10 protein-coding genes are annotated in these 14,827 nt (G+C 39.5%); 4 read left to right on the plus strand and 6 right to left on the minus strand.

The window, feature by feature from the left end; translation table 11 throughout:
* Positions 1 to 141 precede the first annotated feature (141 nt).
* From GSQ74_RS10625 to GSQ74_RS10640, 4 genes are all read right to left on the minus strand, one after another.
* A complete protein-coding gene (locus GSQ74_RS10625) occupies positions 142 to 3,651 on the minus strand; it encodes a PKD domain-containing protein (RefSeq protein WP_158993004.1) in 3,510 nt (1,169 codons plus the stop codon).
* Between the two features lie 139 nt (positions 3,652 to 3,790).
* The gene (locus tag GSQ74_RS10630) at positions 3,791 to 4,501 is read right to left on the minus strand and encodes an NUDIX domain-containing protein (RefSeq protein WP_158993006.1); all 711 of its coding nucleotides are present in this window, start codon (positions 4,499 to 4,501) and stop codon (positions 3,791 to 3,793) included.
* Between the two features lie 43 nt (positions 4,502 to 4,544).
* The gene (locus tag GSQ74_RS10635) at positions 4,545 to 6,305 is read right to left on the minus strand and encodes an ABC transporter ATP-binding protein (protein WP_158993008.1); all 1,761 of its coding nucleotides are present in this window, start codon (positions 6,303 to 6,305) and stop codon (positions 4,545 to 4,547) included.
* A 25-nt stretch (positions 6,306 to 6,330) separates the two neighbouring features.
* Positions 6,331 to 8,091: an ABC transporter ATP-binding protein gene (locus GSQ74_RS10640; RefSeq protein ID WP_158993010.1), complete on the minus strand. Its 1,761-nt coding sequence runs from the start codon at positions 8,089 to 8,091 to the stop codon at positions 6,331 to 6,333.
* Positions 8,092 to 8,302: 211 nt separating this feature from the next.
* Here GSQ74_RS10640 and GSQ74_RS10645 point away from each other — a divergent pair, with 211 nt between their 5' ends.
* The gene (locus GSQ74_RS10645) at positions 8,303 to 8,902 is read left to right on the plus strand and encodes a GNAT family N-acetyltransferase (protein ID WP_158993012.1); all 600 of its coding nucleotides are present in this window, start codon (positions 8,303 to 8,305) and stop codon (positions 8,900 to 8,902) included.
* Between the two features lie 9 nt (positions 8,903 to 8,911).
* Here the strand turns inward: GSQ74_RS10645 and GSQ74_RS10650 are convergent, their stop codons facing one another.
* The gene (locus GSQ74_RS10650; RefSeq protein WP_158993014.1) at positions 8,912 to 9,955 is read right to left on the minus strand and encodes a LacI family DNA-binding transcriptional regulator; all 1,044 of its coding nucleotides are present in this window, start codon (positions 9,953 to 9,955) and stop codon (positions 8,912 to 8,914) included.
* A 134-nt stretch (positions 9,956 to 10,089) separates the two neighbouring features.
* A complete protein-coding gene (locus GSQ74_RS10655; protein ID WP_158993016.1) occupies positions 10,090 to 12,129 on the minus strand; it encodes a beta-L-arabinofuranosidase domain-containing protein in 2,040 nt (679 codons plus the stop codon).
* 153 nt (positions 12,130 to 12,282) lie between these two features.
* Here GSQ74_RS10655 and GSQ74_RS10660 point away from each other — a divergent pair, with 153 nt between their 5' ends.
* The 3 genes from GSQ74_RS10660 to GSQ74_RS10670 all read left to right on the plus strand — a co-directional run bounded on the left by GSQ74_RS10660 (position 12,283) and on the right by GSQ74_RS10670 (position 14,804).
* Complete coding sequence (locus tag GSQ74_RS10660; protein WP_158993018.1) at positions 12,283 to 12,507, plus strand: CDGSH iron-sulfur domain-containing protein; 225 nt, start codon at positions 12,283 to 12,285, stop codon at positions 12,505 to 12,507.
* A 12-nt stretch (positions 12,508 to 12,519) separates the two neighbouring features.
* Complete coding sequence (truA, locus tag GSQ74_RS10665) at positions 12,520 to 13,323, plus strand: tRNA pseudouridine(38-40) synthase TruA (RefSeq protein ID WP_158993020.1); 804 nt, start codon at positions 12,520 to 12,522, stop codon at positions 13,321 to 13,323.
* Between the two features lie 173 nt (positions 13,324 to 13,496).
* The gene (locus tag GSQ74_RS10670; protein WP_371724295.1) at positions 13,497 to 14,804 is read left to right on the plus strand and encodes a DEAD/DEAH box helicase; all 1,308 of its coding nucleotides are present in this window, start codon (positions 13,497 to 13,499) and stop codon (positions 14,802 to 14,804) included.
* Positions 14,805 to 14,827: the final 23 nt, after the last annotated feature.

A 14,827-nucleotide genomic window follows, 5' to 3' on the forward strand; every position in this document is an offset into this window, starting at 1 on the left:
CAACGGACAGCGTATTAAGCTAACGAATATAGGTTTTCTTTATATTTAGTTCGCTAAATATAATTGCTAAAATGAAATATTTATCACTTTTTAACATTTTCATTTGTCATCGTATTAAGTTTATTACCTAAATAATACTACTTACCGTATTACTGCAACCCAGCCCGATACCGGTTTACGCCCATTTTTAGGATCAATAATGTAGTAATAAGTCCCCGATGGTACCTTATCACCCTTATATGTCCCATCCCATGGTATTGGATAGCCAACTGAGTAATATAGCTTTTCGCCATACCTGTTAAATATTTGCACGGTGCAATTAGGGTAGCTATCCAGATGTTGAATTTCCCAAAAATCATTTATACCATCACCGTTAGGGGTAAAAGTATTTGGCACAACTATATTAAGCAACACGTTAACCGTTACATGTGCAATAGCCGAACAGCTATCTGCTGCTGTAACAGTGAGCATATATTGTGTATTATCAGAAGGGCTGGCAGCGGGATTTAATATATTAGGATTACTTAAGCCTGTTGAAGGTGACCATTTGTAAGTAAACCCTTCACCAGGAGCAGTTGCATTGAGATTTATTTGACCTCCCTGCAACACGGTAAAAACGGAATCAACTGTAATTATAGGAGTTTCCTGAACATTAATTTGTTGTGACGTTGAATATGTACAACCATTAGTCGCGGTAAAAACATAATTAATAGTATGGCTACCCAAACCAGCCTGTCCCGGACTGAATAACCCGGTTGATGATACTCCAGTACCACTAAACACACCGGTGCCGGTGTAAACGCCCGCATTCACCTGTATCTGTACCGGATCTGCGTCCTGGCATATATTGCCTATGCCTGAAACAGTAACCAAAGGATTACCATTTACGGTTATTGTGGTGTCTACCTGGTTTGCGCAGGATTGGCTTGACCCTGAATATACCACCATCCTTACATCGTAACTTTGCGGGTTTACTGAATTAGATAACGGGTACTGGTGATAGTATTTTTTATTAGCAGGCATGGTAGCAAGGGTGTAAACCGCTGTATCCGTAGGGTTATTATTATAATCAAAATACCATACTATTTGCGTGATGTTACCAAAGCCAACCGATGACTTATCATCAAACACAACATCGGTACTACTACATAAATCATTATTATCCTCAACCGAAAAGGCCGCGACAGGGTTTGACCCGTTTACCGTAAACTGTTGGTTTTTTGATACCGAACAACCATATTTTGAAGTAACCGTTAAGGTAACATTGTAATAAGCGGCAGCAGTATATGTATGCGTTGGATTTTGTAAGGTAGATGTATTTGGATTTGCGGCATTAGCATTAACATCCCCAAAATTCCAGAGGTAAGTAAATCCAGACGCTGTAGAATCAGCTATAGTGCTTTGATCCGTAAATGTCGCGGAACCTTGTGCCAGGCAAACATCCGGCATAACAAAATTAACAACGGGTAAGGGATGAATAGTTTCCGGTTGTACATAAGCGAGGCTTGAACAACCATCGCTATTAGTTACAATTAACTTTACAGTATCAGTTCCGGTAGTTGCATAAGTATGGTTAATTACAGTATTTTTCGCGGTTACTGTATCTTTTACGCCATCTCCAAAATCCCATATCCACGTAGCTAAAGTGCCATCTGTTGTTGTTGATTTATCAGTAAACGTAATTGTTTGATTTAAACAGTCGGGTGTTGAAGCTGTAAATAAAGCAACAGGTTTTGCATCGATATGCAGGGCAGGTACATCATATACCGATGTGCAGCTATCAACATCCATCACCGTTAAGCTTACGTTATAATTGCCTGGGTTTAAATACTTATGCGTAGGATTTTGTAGGGTTGATGTTTGATTATCGCCGAAATTCCATAACCAACTTTTTAATGTGCTAACGCCGGTAGTTTCGTCGGTAAATTGTGTGGAATCACCTAAACAAGCCAGGCTAACAGCAAACTTGGCTACAGGCGGATCGGTTACTGAAAAATCCAGCTCAACATTTTCGGTTGAACCGCATACATCGGCAGTAGGATTAAAAACCGTTGCAATTACCGAATAACTTCCGCTTGTATACACAACCGGATTTTTGGGATATTTATAGATGTAAACCGTTTGGTTGTTCTGCACTAAGGAATCGGCAATTATTGGATTGTTATCGGTATAAGGTGTGGTACCGTTTTCAAAATTCCACTGTATACTGGTTGTTTTGTATGGCAGTGTAAGCTGCAAATTATAATCAACCCCACTACAACCGTTGCTCTGCGTACCCCCAGTTTGTGGATTTTCCAGGGCAATAAACTCATTCAGGTTTTGCAGATTGGCCCCGGCCGCATATCCGTAAGATTCATGTACACCAAAACCATAAGCTATCGCATTGAACCCATCGCTTGCGCTTATGGTATGCGGGCCATTAACAACAGGTATTTGTGTATATGAGTAAGTACTATCGTTTGGCACAGGGCTAAAGCTGGTATAAGAAGCTCCATCAAGCATAAAAGAAGATGCTGCATTAGTTTTTATTAATACATTGATGTAGCTATTCAATATCTTGTAATTACTAGCAGAAAATAAGGTTACATGATCTAAAGTTTGTTCGAGCGGTGTGATGAAGATCATTTCCGGGTCGCCCACATCATTAGGAAGGTTGCCACAACTGGGTGTATTACCCTGAGAAACAGCATACTGCGCTACTTGTATAGGTTGATCTGCTGTTATGATGTTAGGGACAGATGAATTGAATGTGTAATAAAACCCGTTGGTAAATTGGCTTGGATTGATGAGCTGTCCATTTATGGTAACATTAGTATTGGGCGTACTTAATATCACCCTAAACACATCATAATCTCTATTACTGAGTGGTACAGTTATATAGTTTTTACCCCACGATGCTGTAGGGTATACCTGCTGAAAAAGGTTATCAGAAGAATTATCTTTTTCGTTACAGCCAATCTGTATCCTGGTGCTCCCCGCAAAAACGGCTATCTTTTTACAGGTATTTAATCCCGAACTTACTGATTGTACACGTGTGCCCGTTAAATCATTATTTGCCAACCCCTGGTAAACATCACCTTTATTTAAAGTAACTGAGAACGCTGCATTCGCTGGTGTTCCATCGAGTAAGGTTGCTGTTGGCGTAATTTCAACAGTAGTGCTATCCTCCGTTGCAATAACCATAAACGCAGAATAGGCTGTTTCATCTGCCATTTGGGTATAGTTTATGGAGTAATAATCTTTCCCTAAAGTATTTACCGGCAATAACAGTGTAGCGCCAGAAGAGCTGTTGGCAAAGATGTGGGCATAAATAGCTACCGGTTTTAATGATGTAATATGTATGCCGTAATGAAACGTTCCCTGGTTAGCAATGTAGGTTGCTGTAGGCATAGTCAGAATAGTTACCTGGTTGGCGGTAACAGTAAAATTGACCGAAGGGCTTCCATTTTCAAACGCAACTGTACCCGAGGTATTAACATCTGACGTAATGTACAGATCCATAACACTTGGCGTATTACCGGTCGGTGGGTTGGAATTGGCCATGTAAGCGGTCCAAAACTCCGTGCCTTTACTTGTACTCCCCTGTGCATGTACATGCAGGCAAGCCAAAATAAAAATTACAGTTACAGTTATTAAGCGTAAAATTCTCACCTATATTAATTGGGGTATTAATCACTTAAAAACTAATCAATATCAGATTGTTTAAAAGCACATAAAGCTATTAAAGAAAGCATTACAACACAATTAATTACAGAAATTTAACTACCAATAATGTAAACAAACTGTTACACTACACATTAAAAAACTTATCGGGGTTAGGCACCAGATTTAAGAAAGATTCAAATTTATCTTCGTAATGCGATTGATCGAGCTTGTAATAAAAGGCACCTTTTTTTGAAGATTGCTTGTCCTTCTCGGGTTGCTTTACCAATAAACCGGTCGATAATAATTTACGACTAAAGTTACGGTCATCAAATTTGTTCTGATACACTCCCTCATATAACGATTGTAATTGCGGGATGGTAAATTTATCGGGCAACAGCTGGAATAGGATTGGATGTAGAGCCGCTTTATACATTAGTTGTTTTTTGGCAAGCCTAACCATTTCATTATGGTCAAATATCAGGTCGGGCATTTCGTCTAGTAAAAACCATTCGGCATGGTATTCATCACTCAGCTGCCTTTCGTATTGGCTAATATCAATCAGGGCGAAATAAGCTACGGATAATACCCGCTCAACCGGGTCGCGATCTGGTTTACCGAATACCTGAAATTGCTCCAGGTAAACATTGCTTAAACCTGTGCGTTGTTCTAATACCCGGTTAGCAGCATCCTCGGGGCTTTCGGTTGGTTTAACAAAACCACCCATCAGGCTCCATCTACCTTTTTCGGGTTCAATGCTGCGCTGTACCAATAATACTTTCAGGTTCCAGCCATCAAAACCAAATACAATACAATCGGTAGCTACTAAAATTCCTTTTTCGCCGGAATATCTCAACATACAAGCTTAAGTTTTTACAAGTGTACTATATTTCCCTTAATTTTTAGCTAACTCTTTTGCCCTGCAATAACATATTCATCGCGTCATCCAATGAACCGGCCCGTGTAACTTCGCCTGAATTTACAAAGAAAATTTCATCAGCATTACGGATGGTATTTAACCTGTGAGCGATAATAACCCGTGTAGTAGTTTCGGGTAGTTTATTTAAAATGTCTTCCAACAGTTTTTCTGTGATGGTATCAATGTTGGCAGTCGCTTCATCCAAAATTAAAATATCCGGGTTTCGAAGCACGGCACGCATAAAGGCTATCAACTGTTTCTGGCCTAAACTCACACTATCACCACTTGATACAACTTTTGTTTCGAGCCCCTGCTCAAAAAGCGCCAGCAGGCTTTCTAAATTAGCATCGGTTATAACCTTTTCTAATTGTTCGTTGGTATAATCGTGGTATAGCGCATTACCATACAATATATTTTCCTTTACAGTGCCCGTAAACAAGAATGGTTCCTGCAAAATAAAACCGATCTTATTTGTTTTATCTACCGGATCATATGAGCGCAGATCCCTACCATCCAACAAAATTGTTCCCGCGGTTGGATCATACAAACGGGCTATTAATGATGCTGTTGTAGTTTTACCGCCGCCTGTTGGGCCAACCAATGCATAAGTTTTTCCCTTTTCTAGCTTAAAGCTGATGTTGTGCAGGATCTCCTGCCCTTCAACATAGCCAAAGTGCACATTCCTGAACTCTAATAGCGGGGACGATGGTTCAACTACATTACTATTAAGTTTAACCAGGTTGGTTTCTAATGATAATATCTGCGAAATCCTGTCCCACCCAGCCATCGCTAACTGGAAGTTAGCCCACAACGTTGCCAGTTGCCTTAATGGGTTGTAAAAAAGCGTAGCATAAGACAAATATGCTATTAAACCACCGATACCGATATCCCCAATACTTATCAGATAAATACCAAAGGCCAGCACCATTAACTGCGCCATGCTTGAGAAAAAGCTATAAACCGGCAACAAAACATTATTAGCCAGGCCTGCCCCTATTGCAGTACGGTAGTTATCCTGATTAGCTTCATCAAAACGCTTGCGGAAGTAATCGCGGCGGTTGAAGGCAATGATCACCCTGAAATTATTCAGGCTTTCCTGTATCTCGGCACTCATACCGCCAACGCTTTTCAGGTTGACAGCATTCTTACGTTTTACCCAGGCAGAGGTAACCAAAGTAAATATCAATATAAAAATACCAGGCGATAACGCGGCCGCACCCAGTTTAATATTGATAACCAATAAAAACACACCCGCCCCCACCATGGTTGCAATGTTGCCAATGAACTGCATGAGCGATTGCGAGAAAAACTGGTTAAGCTTATCAGTATCATTATTCACGCGGGATATCAGGTCACCTGCTTTGTTTTGGTTAAAGAAATCAACCGGTAGTTGCTGTAATTTGTTAAAAATGGCGTTACGCAATGTATATAGCATGCGCTGGCCTACACTACCCATTAATTTTGTTTGAAAGTAACTGGTTACCAAAGCTCCCAGATACATACAAAGTAAAATACCTCCGTAAAACAGCACCCCGTTAAAATCCTTATGCGACACATATTTATCAATGGTGTAACCAATAATAAATGGCCCCAATAAGTTTAAGGTAGCGTTAGTTAAGATAGCGCCTAAGGCTATAAATAAATTCTTGCGTTCGTGCTCAATTAATTGCAGCAGTTTTTTAAGCCCTGTTAGGGTTGATGTTTTTTGCTGTTTGCCCGAAAGACTGTTAAGATCGTAGTTCATTTTTTATATTTTTCCTTCGGGATAATTATTTAACTGCATTAATTTCGTAAGCATTGGTACTTTGTTGTGAGTCGAATATCTGCACATACTCAGGGCTATTATGCATCAATTCATCGTGTGTGCCTGATGCAACAATTTCGCCTTGCGTGAGTACAATTATCTGATCATAATGCTCCACAGCGCCTATTTTCTGGGTTACCGACACCAGTGTGAGGCCCGGATAGTTCTTTTGTACATTGGCGAGGATCTTTTTCTCGGTATTATTATCAACCCGGGCGGTAAAATCATCCAGCAATAAAACCTTTGGATTAACGGCCAGCGCCCTTGCTAACATAATACGTTGTTTTTGTCCGCCTGAAAGGCTTGATCCACGTTCAGAAACTATGGTGCTTAATCCCTCGGGTAAGCCATCGATAAACCCTCTTAATTCAGCGGTATCAATCGCTTTTTCTAATGATTCATCAGTTACAGTATCGCTGAAAGCGATATTCTCCCTGATGCTCATGTTGAAGATGATACTATCCTGAAAAACAAAACCAACCTGGCTATGGAAAGATTCGTTATTGTATTCGTCTATTGTTCTGCCATCAAATTCAACCAATCCGCTGGTAGGGTTTATTAAACCTGTTAACAAATACAGTAGTTGTGATTTACCAGCAGCCGTAGGACCGATAATAGCGATTTTAGACCCTGCATTTACTGAGAAAGATATATTTTTCAGTGCAGGTTTTTGTCCGTATAAAACTGATATATCTTTTAGTTCGATATTACCTTGCAATGTTTCTTTAAGCGTTCCTTTGCGTTGGGTATCTACACTATCCAAAACAATGCTTATACGATCAAATGAAGCGGTAGCCTGTGCTATGATATTACTCATAAAACCGATAACCAATATCGGGAATATCAACAACGACAAATAACTGTTGAACGCCGCGAAATTACCCAGGCTCATACTGCCGGCAATTACATAATGACCGCCAAGTATCAATATACTTAAAGCCGCCATGTTAGCTGTAAAAGTTATAACCGGTACCAAACTGGCAAACAAGCGTAAAATGCTTAAGCCAAACTCTTTAGCTTTGGTATTGGCTTGTAAAAACTTGTCGTATTCCAGTTGTTGTGAGTTGATGACACGAATAAGTGCCGAACCCAATATACTCTCGTTGATGATTTTGTTTAACCAGTCAATAACCGCGCGGCTTTCTTTAAACAATGCCCTTACTTTCTTCAATACATAGAAAAATGTACCGCCAATAATTGGAATAATCGCGATAACACATAATGCTAACCGCCAGTTAATGGTTAATAATAAGATACTCGCTCCTATAATGGTAAACAAAGATGACGCGATGGATACGATGGCCTGCGAAACAAACATCTTTATAGAATCAACATCGGCAGTAAGGTTAGTAAGTAACTTGGATGGGTTTACCGCCTCGATGAAAGCATAGCTTTGTTGTGATATTTTTTCAGAAAGTTTGCTGCGGAGATCTCGTGCAACCCGTTCTGATGCATAGGTTTGTATTACGCTTTGCATATAGGTAAATATAAAAATACCTATAACGGCAATGGTAAACTCAATGATTATTGGTCTGTATTCAAAATGTTTGTGGGTATACGCATCAATACCGTTAGCCACTATTTTAGGGAGCAACAAGGTGATACCATTACTAAAAAGCGCGAAAACTACCAGGAATATGACCAGGCCCATATAAGGTTTAAGCAGGCTGAAAATACCTGCCTTTTTGGGAGCTTGACTTTTAGACTGATCGGTTTGTTTTTCCATCCTTATTTAAATAAGTGCAAAGCACATGTTCATAATTTCCGGTAAAAATAGCAAAGCTTTATTACGACTGCGATAAATGTTTAATTTAATGAATGAAAGCATCGTTTTGTTTAAGTTATTTTACCCGTTTAACCATGTAGACGATTTGGGAATGAAAAGATTTTAAAATACTTTTACTAAATACATACCTCGTTAATTTATCACCTCAATCATGGCTATCACATTTGATCCGCATGCACAATACAAACTGGAAGATGAACGCGTGCTTTTACGCCCGCTTAATGTTACTGATGATGAGCATCTGTTATCATTCGCGTTACATGAGCAGGAAACCTGGCAATACTCAAGTCAGGCCGCATTTGGTGCAGATGGATTGAGCGAATACATAAGTGCTGCACTGGCAGCACGGGTTACCGGCAAGGAATATCCGTTTATTGTTTATGATAAAAAAACAGGCAGATATGCAGGTAGCACTCGTTTTTATGACATTCAACCACAAAATTTAACCTTACAGTTGGGGTATACCTGGTATGGTAAAGATTTCAGGGGTACTGGATTGAACAAGCACTGCAAATTTTTATTGCTACAGTTTGCGTTTGAAGAGCTGGGTATGGTGCGTGTTGAATTTAGAGCTGATGCCCGGAATGACCGCAGCATAGCAGCTATGAAAAGTATTGGCTGTACGGTTGAAGGCATTATGCGCAGCAACATACCTACCCGTGAAGGTGGCAGGCGCGACTCCATTATATTAAGTATACTAAAAAGCGAATGGGAAAGCGTTGTTAAACAACGTTTAAAAGATCGCTTATAAAATCGAATCTTATTTTACTGCCGATAATTTAGTATTAACCTGTGATGAGCCTCTGTATATCAAATCATTTTGCAGCGTTACTTTTTTGTTATCGGTGTTAGGGGTTGATGAATCCAGTTTACTTAACAATATATTTATGGTATTGGCTGCAATCTCTTCTACAGGTTGCGCAATAGCGGTGACTGATGGCGAGTACAATTCAAAAACATCATGATCATCAAAAGAGATAACCGCAATATCATCGGGTACCCGGATACCCATGTTGTGAATTACTTTTAAACCACAAGTACCAATACGGTTTGTGCCGAATATTATAGCATCCAGATCCTTATTATTTTTAAGGAAATCGGCAATTGGCTCCAACATATATTTAGTCTCCTGGTTAAAAACAACTTCTTTAATATAAGATTGTAAGTTATTTTGCTCCAATGCTTTCTTATAACCATCCAAACGTGCCTGCATTTGGGTTTGATGAGATTCTAAAGTAATAAAAGCTATTTTTTTATACCCTTGCTCCACTAAATATTCTGTAGCGGTATAGGTGCTATCCAAATTATCAGTTACTACATAGCTACAATCAATACCCGGGAAATACCTGTCGAATAAAACAACCGGCAGGTCATCCTTTAATAATTCAGCAATATCTTCTTCCACACCAACAGGCGGGGCTATAATGTAACCATCAACATGCCTGTCGCGAAACATCCCAATCAGATCGCGTGTTTTATCAGCATCATTATCAGTACTGCAATAAATTATCCTGTAACCGTTTTTATAGGCCCCATCCTCAATATAACGGGCAATGTTTGCAAAAAACGGATCGGCAATATTTTCAACCATCAAACCGATAATATGCGATTTGCCGGTACGTAAGCTTTTAGCTAAAGAGTTAGGCTTATAACCAACTTCTTTTACAAATTTCAATACCCGCTCAACAAGCTCCTCGCTTATCCGTTTTTCCCTGGCGCGGCCATTCAAGATAAAGGATACCGTAGTTTTTGATATATTGAGTTTATTGGCAATATCAACTATTGACAGCTTCTTCTTAATCATCAGGATTTGATATATAATTTAAAGGTTATAAAAGAATAATAAGCTAATATAGAATCAATTTATCGATTTACCAATAAAACAAACAATAACAAAGCCGATACATCATTATTGTATAATGAAATAATAAAATCGTTTTACTTGACCACCGGAAATGCTGATATTCTTAATCGCGCACCACCCATTGGTACCAACGTTAATGTTTTTTCAGGTTGATCTGATACCACCGGGCTTGGTGGCAATATCGCGCATAATCCGTATTGATCAATTGTCCACGATGTTATTTGCTTGCCTTTTGCCACAAGTTGTATTGGTGCATTTGTATTGGTGAATGGATTATCATCTTTTGGCCAGCTCTTTTTAATCACCGCAAAAGACGCCGCTGCATCTTTATCTAGCAACAATCCATAATTCCATGGGGATGCTGCATAAATATCATAAGCAGGCCATTTAGCCGGATCGACGGTTTTTTGCCAGCCTGCATCGCCCTGTACATCAACCTTACTATTCTTTTTGACATAGTTTTCAGCAATTTTCAGCGAGAATGTCAGCGGGCCATAATTAACGCTAACGCTATTTTTATTATTTCCCCACGTTTTAACCTTTATATGCATAGGTAGTTGCAATGCGACCACATCGCCGTTTTTCCAGGTATAGGTTAGTTTTATATACTTGCCGGGCACCGCATTAACCGGGATTACTTTACCATTAACTTTTACATTTGCGTTATTACACCAAGCTGGTATACGTAAATAAAGCGGGAATTTAACGCTGGCAGCTACATTAATGCGAAAACTAACCTGCTCTTCAAACGGGTAGTGTGTGCTTTCAGTTATATTAACTTTTTGGCCATTGCCTGCAACTGCATTAACCTGCCCGTCGCTGTATAATTGGGCAGCTAAGCCTTTATCCGGTGTAGCCATCCAACTATTTTCGGCATAATACACCCAGCCCGCAGCATGATTATGTTGGCAGCAACGGCTACTGAAAGGGTTCATAGCTAAAAACGGACCGTCATTAGCAATACCCGGTGAATGATTTTTACTGTCACTTACCACCATATTAGGAGCCGTTAAATACCGGAGTGCTTTATAATCTGAAGTAAACGCTGCCGGGAATGTATTAAAAGCCACGTCTTCGCAGTTATCGGCCCAAAAAGTATCACCTGTAAATTGCAATAAATACTCATCCGATGTCATTTGCTCAACCATTCCGCAAGTTTCAACGGCTTGCCTTGGGTCGGTATAACCTTGCCTGGCATTTTCATCAGCCCCAAACATGCCGCCGGGTACTTGCCCGTAAATATTACGCACAAGGTTAAAATCAGCATAACTCGCATTCAAATCAGATAATAAATGACTTTGCAGGTAATAAGTCGCCGGCTCGCGGAAACATTCGGCTACGTTTACATTGTGCCAGTTAGGTAAATTATTTGCCTGGCGCCAATTTGCTGTGCAACGATCAAGTTTTGTAGCCAAATCCAAAAGCCATGTTTCGCCGGTACGATTATATAGCCAATAAACACTTAAAAGATTATCTCCGCCCCGGCTATTTTCCCAATAATCCTGCAAAAACTTATCATCAGGAATGCTCAGTTCCCATTTAAAATACTTGCGCATTAAATTAATTACACGTGCGTCTTTAGAATATTCATAATAGGATTGCAGGCACCACAACATGGGCATGTTAGTCCACAGGTCGCGTTTACCCTCCCCTTTATATACCAGCGGCCCAAAATCGCCATTAGAGCGCTGGTTATTAATTACAGCATCTATCCAAAATTTGGTAGTGGCCAGCATCCGCTTATCATTCAGCATATAAGCTATATCGCCATAACCTTTTAACCAGTAAGGCAATTCTTCCCACCCATATTTACCTAAACCACTTTTATTTAGCCATGCGTTATCTGTTCTGTTAAGCCAGATGCTTATTTCATCTAAATGACCGGTAAGCCCGGCACTTTGCAATTCTAATTGTTTTTTTAACCAGCCTCCTGGCTTTATTGAGCCAATTGGGAGCTTAATAAAAGCCTGTTTTAGTAAAGGAAATTTATTGCTTACATAAAATGTATTTATGCTATTCGTATCGGGTTTAGTTACAACAGCAGCCTTTATGCTTTGAGCTTGTGTGCTAAAACATCCAAGCACGAAAATAATTGGCAGTAGTAGGTTCTTCATGGTAGATAAAAAAAGCAATTTATCATTATTTTAATAAATGTGTATGTAACATTAAAAAACCATTCTCCGTCCATTTAGAATTAATCCGGATTGCACTTTAATATTTGAGTGTTATACAAGTTGATTACCTTCGGGCACAAACAAAAAATATACATGGCAACAACAAAACTTACCATAAATAACAACGGATCGGTTAAAATAGACGGCGATTTTGAGATAGTAGATATGCAAGGCAACAACTACGGTTTACAAGGCAGAACTGTTGTAAGCATTTGCCGTTGTGGCCTATCAGCAAACAAACCATTTTGTGATGGCGCGCATAAAAACCATTTTGAGCACAATGCTATCGCATTTGATCTGCCTCCAAAAAAGGTATAACACGCTAAATATTTGAGGTACTTTTTTCATATCGGTTACCACGGCACCAATTATTGCGGATGGCAAAAACATCCGGAAGCGTTAAGTGTGCAACAGGTTTTGGAAACCAACTTAACCAAACTGTTAAAAGTACCCATTTACATTTCCGGTTGCGGGCGAACTGACGCGCAGGTACATGCGAGTCAGTTTTTTTTCCATGTTGATATTGAGCAGGAATGGGATTTTGATCTTTTTTTCCGCCTGAATAAAATATTGCCGGATGATATTGCCGTTTTTGACATCATCCCGGTGGAGGACCTGCCCCATGCCCGTTTTGATACTATACAACGCAGCTACGATTACTTTATCCATACTTATAAAGACCCGTTTTTGAGTAGGTTCAGCTCTTTTTATGCAGAAAAGGGTCTCGATCTACATAAAATGAAGTATGCCGTGGCATTACTACCCAACTACAGCGATTATAGAGCCTTCTGCAAAATGCCCGACCGCATTGATCATACCATCTGCCACGTAAGCACAGCCAGCTTGTTTACAGATAAGAATAGCGACAGAATTCGTTTTCATATCTCGGCTAATCGTTTTTTAAGTAAGATGATCCGCATTATTGTGGGGCGTTTGCTGGAAATTGGCAAAGGCGAAATGAGTGTTGATGAGTTTGAACATTATCTTGCTGAGAAGATCACACCGCAAATTATTATTCCCGCTTACCCGCAGGGTTTATATCTATCAAAAGTTACTTATCCTTATTTAGATTTACCGGTTAAAAGTACGTTTTCGACAATGATGACCGAGGGAACTGATTGGATTAAGTTATAATTATCGCATCCTTGTCGTTCCTCCTTCTTGTCATTCTGAGCGGAGCGAAGAATCTGTAAAGTAGTTTACAAGCGTACAGATTCTTCGTTCCTCAGAATGACAATTTTGTTTAGTAGATGACAAGCAACGGTTTAATTTAAAATAGGTAAATTCGCGGCTTAATATATTTTTTGATGGTGTGGTTAGATAAATTTAAGCTGAACAAAGGCTTAGCGCGTACAATAACAGAAGCAGGATATTTGAGTCCGAAAGAGATACAGCAAAAAACTTTGTCGAGGATTATTGGCGGGCAGGATGTTATCGCGATAGCTCCAGAAGGGGCCGGTAAAACCAGCACTTACATCATCACTGTATTAAACCGCATAAGGCAAGGGTTTGACGATGCCCCAAGGGTATTGGTATTAGTACCTGATAAGGAAAAAGTATTCAGCGTAATTGAGCAATTTGATGCGCTCAACAAAAATAAATCAGTAAAAATTGTTGGCTTATACGTTGCCCCCGGCATCGAAGCACAAATGGACGCTTTGGCAGATGGCGCCGATATTGTTGTTGCCACGCCAGACCGCGCACGTGCTATCTACCTAAAATTGGGCCTCAACCTAAATAAAATAGACTTATTTATTGTTGATGATGCCGAACTTATTGTTAAGCAAGGTATGCAATTACAGGTAGCTGAATTGGCAAACAGCATCACCAAATGCCAGCACCTGGTATTTACAGAAGTGCTGCATGATAAGTTAGAAAAAATGATAGCTCCGTTTATGAAACAACCTGCTATTATTGAGGTAGAAGAATTAAATGATACGCCTTTAGATACTTATCAGCAAATATTATATAACCTGCCCAACTTCAGGACTAAATTAAACTTGTTGAACCTGTTTATGCAGGATGATGAGTTGTTCACCAAAGTAGTAGTATTTGTAAACACCCGCATTACTGCTAATACTGTTTACAAAAATCTAAAACCTCAATTGCGCGATTCGGTGGTTATTTTAAACCCGATGTTTAGTGAGGATAAAGGTATATCGGATATTAATATTTTTAAGAGCGATGATAAGCTGCGGGTTTTAGTGATCGCAAATGAGAATACCGAAGATGTTGATATTTCGAAGATCCCATTTTTTATTCATTTGGATCTGCCTGAAGAAAAAGAGTTGTTTGTTAACCGGGTAATTAAAAAAACCGGTGAAGAAGATACTTTAGCCATCACCTTTGCAACTGATATTGAATTGGTGCAGGTTAAAAAGATAGAGCAGGTCATCGGCAGAAAAATGGCATTATCTGAATTGCCGGATGACTTGATTATTGATAAAGAGCGTAAAGACAAGGAAGAATCAGTTGAAAAGAAACCTGCCAAAGCGGATAAAAACGCGCCTGTAGCTGGTGAGGCTTTCCATGAGAAAAAAGCAGCTAATGCCAAGACTTATAATTACAGCTCGGGCACTAAAGCTAAAATGAATAATAAGCGGAAGCATTCTTAGGATGTGCAGATTTGCGAATATGC

Source organism: Mucilaginibacter sp. L196 (assembly GCF_009765905.1).
Taxonomy (GTDB): Bacteria; Bacteroidota; Bacteroidia; order Sphingobacteriales; family Sphingobacteriaceae; genus Mucilaginibacter.

Excerpts from the sequence above, each read along its gene's own strand:
- GSQ74_RS10635 (WP_158993008.1), bottom strand. The coding sequence starts at position 6,305 with ATGAACTACGATCTTAACAGTCTTTCGGGCAAACAGCAAAAAACATCA.
- GSQ74_RS10650 (WP_158993014.1), bottom strand. The coding sequence starts at position 9,955 with ATGATTAAGAAGAAGCTGTCAATAGTTGATATTGCCAATAAACTCAAT.
- GSQ74_RS10670 (WP_371724295.1), top strand. The coding sequence starts at position 13,497 with ATGGTGTGGTTAGATAAATTTAAGCTGAACAAAGGCTTAGCGCGTACA.
- GSQ74_RS10660 (WP_158993018.1), top strand. The coding sequence starts at position 12,283 with ATGGCAACAACAAAACTTACCATAAATAACAACGGATCGGTTAAAATA.
- GSQ74_RS10645 (WP_158993012.1), top strand. The coding sequence starts at position 8,303 with ATGGCTATCACATTTGATCCGCATGCACAATACAAACTGGAAGATGAA.
- GSQ74_RS10630 (WP_158993006.1), bottom strand. The coding sequence starts at position 4,501 with ATGTTGAGATATTCCGGCGAAAAAGGAATTTTAGTAGCTACCGATTGT.
- GSQ74_RS10640 (WP_158993010.1), bottom strand. The coding sequence starts at position 8,091 with ATGGAAAAACAAACCGATCAGTCTAAAAGTCAAGCTCCCAAAAAGGCA.
- GSQ74_RS10655 (WP_158993016.1), bottom strand. The coding sequence starts at position 12,129 with ATGAAGAACCTACTACTGCCAATTATTTTCGTGCTTGGATGTTTTAGC.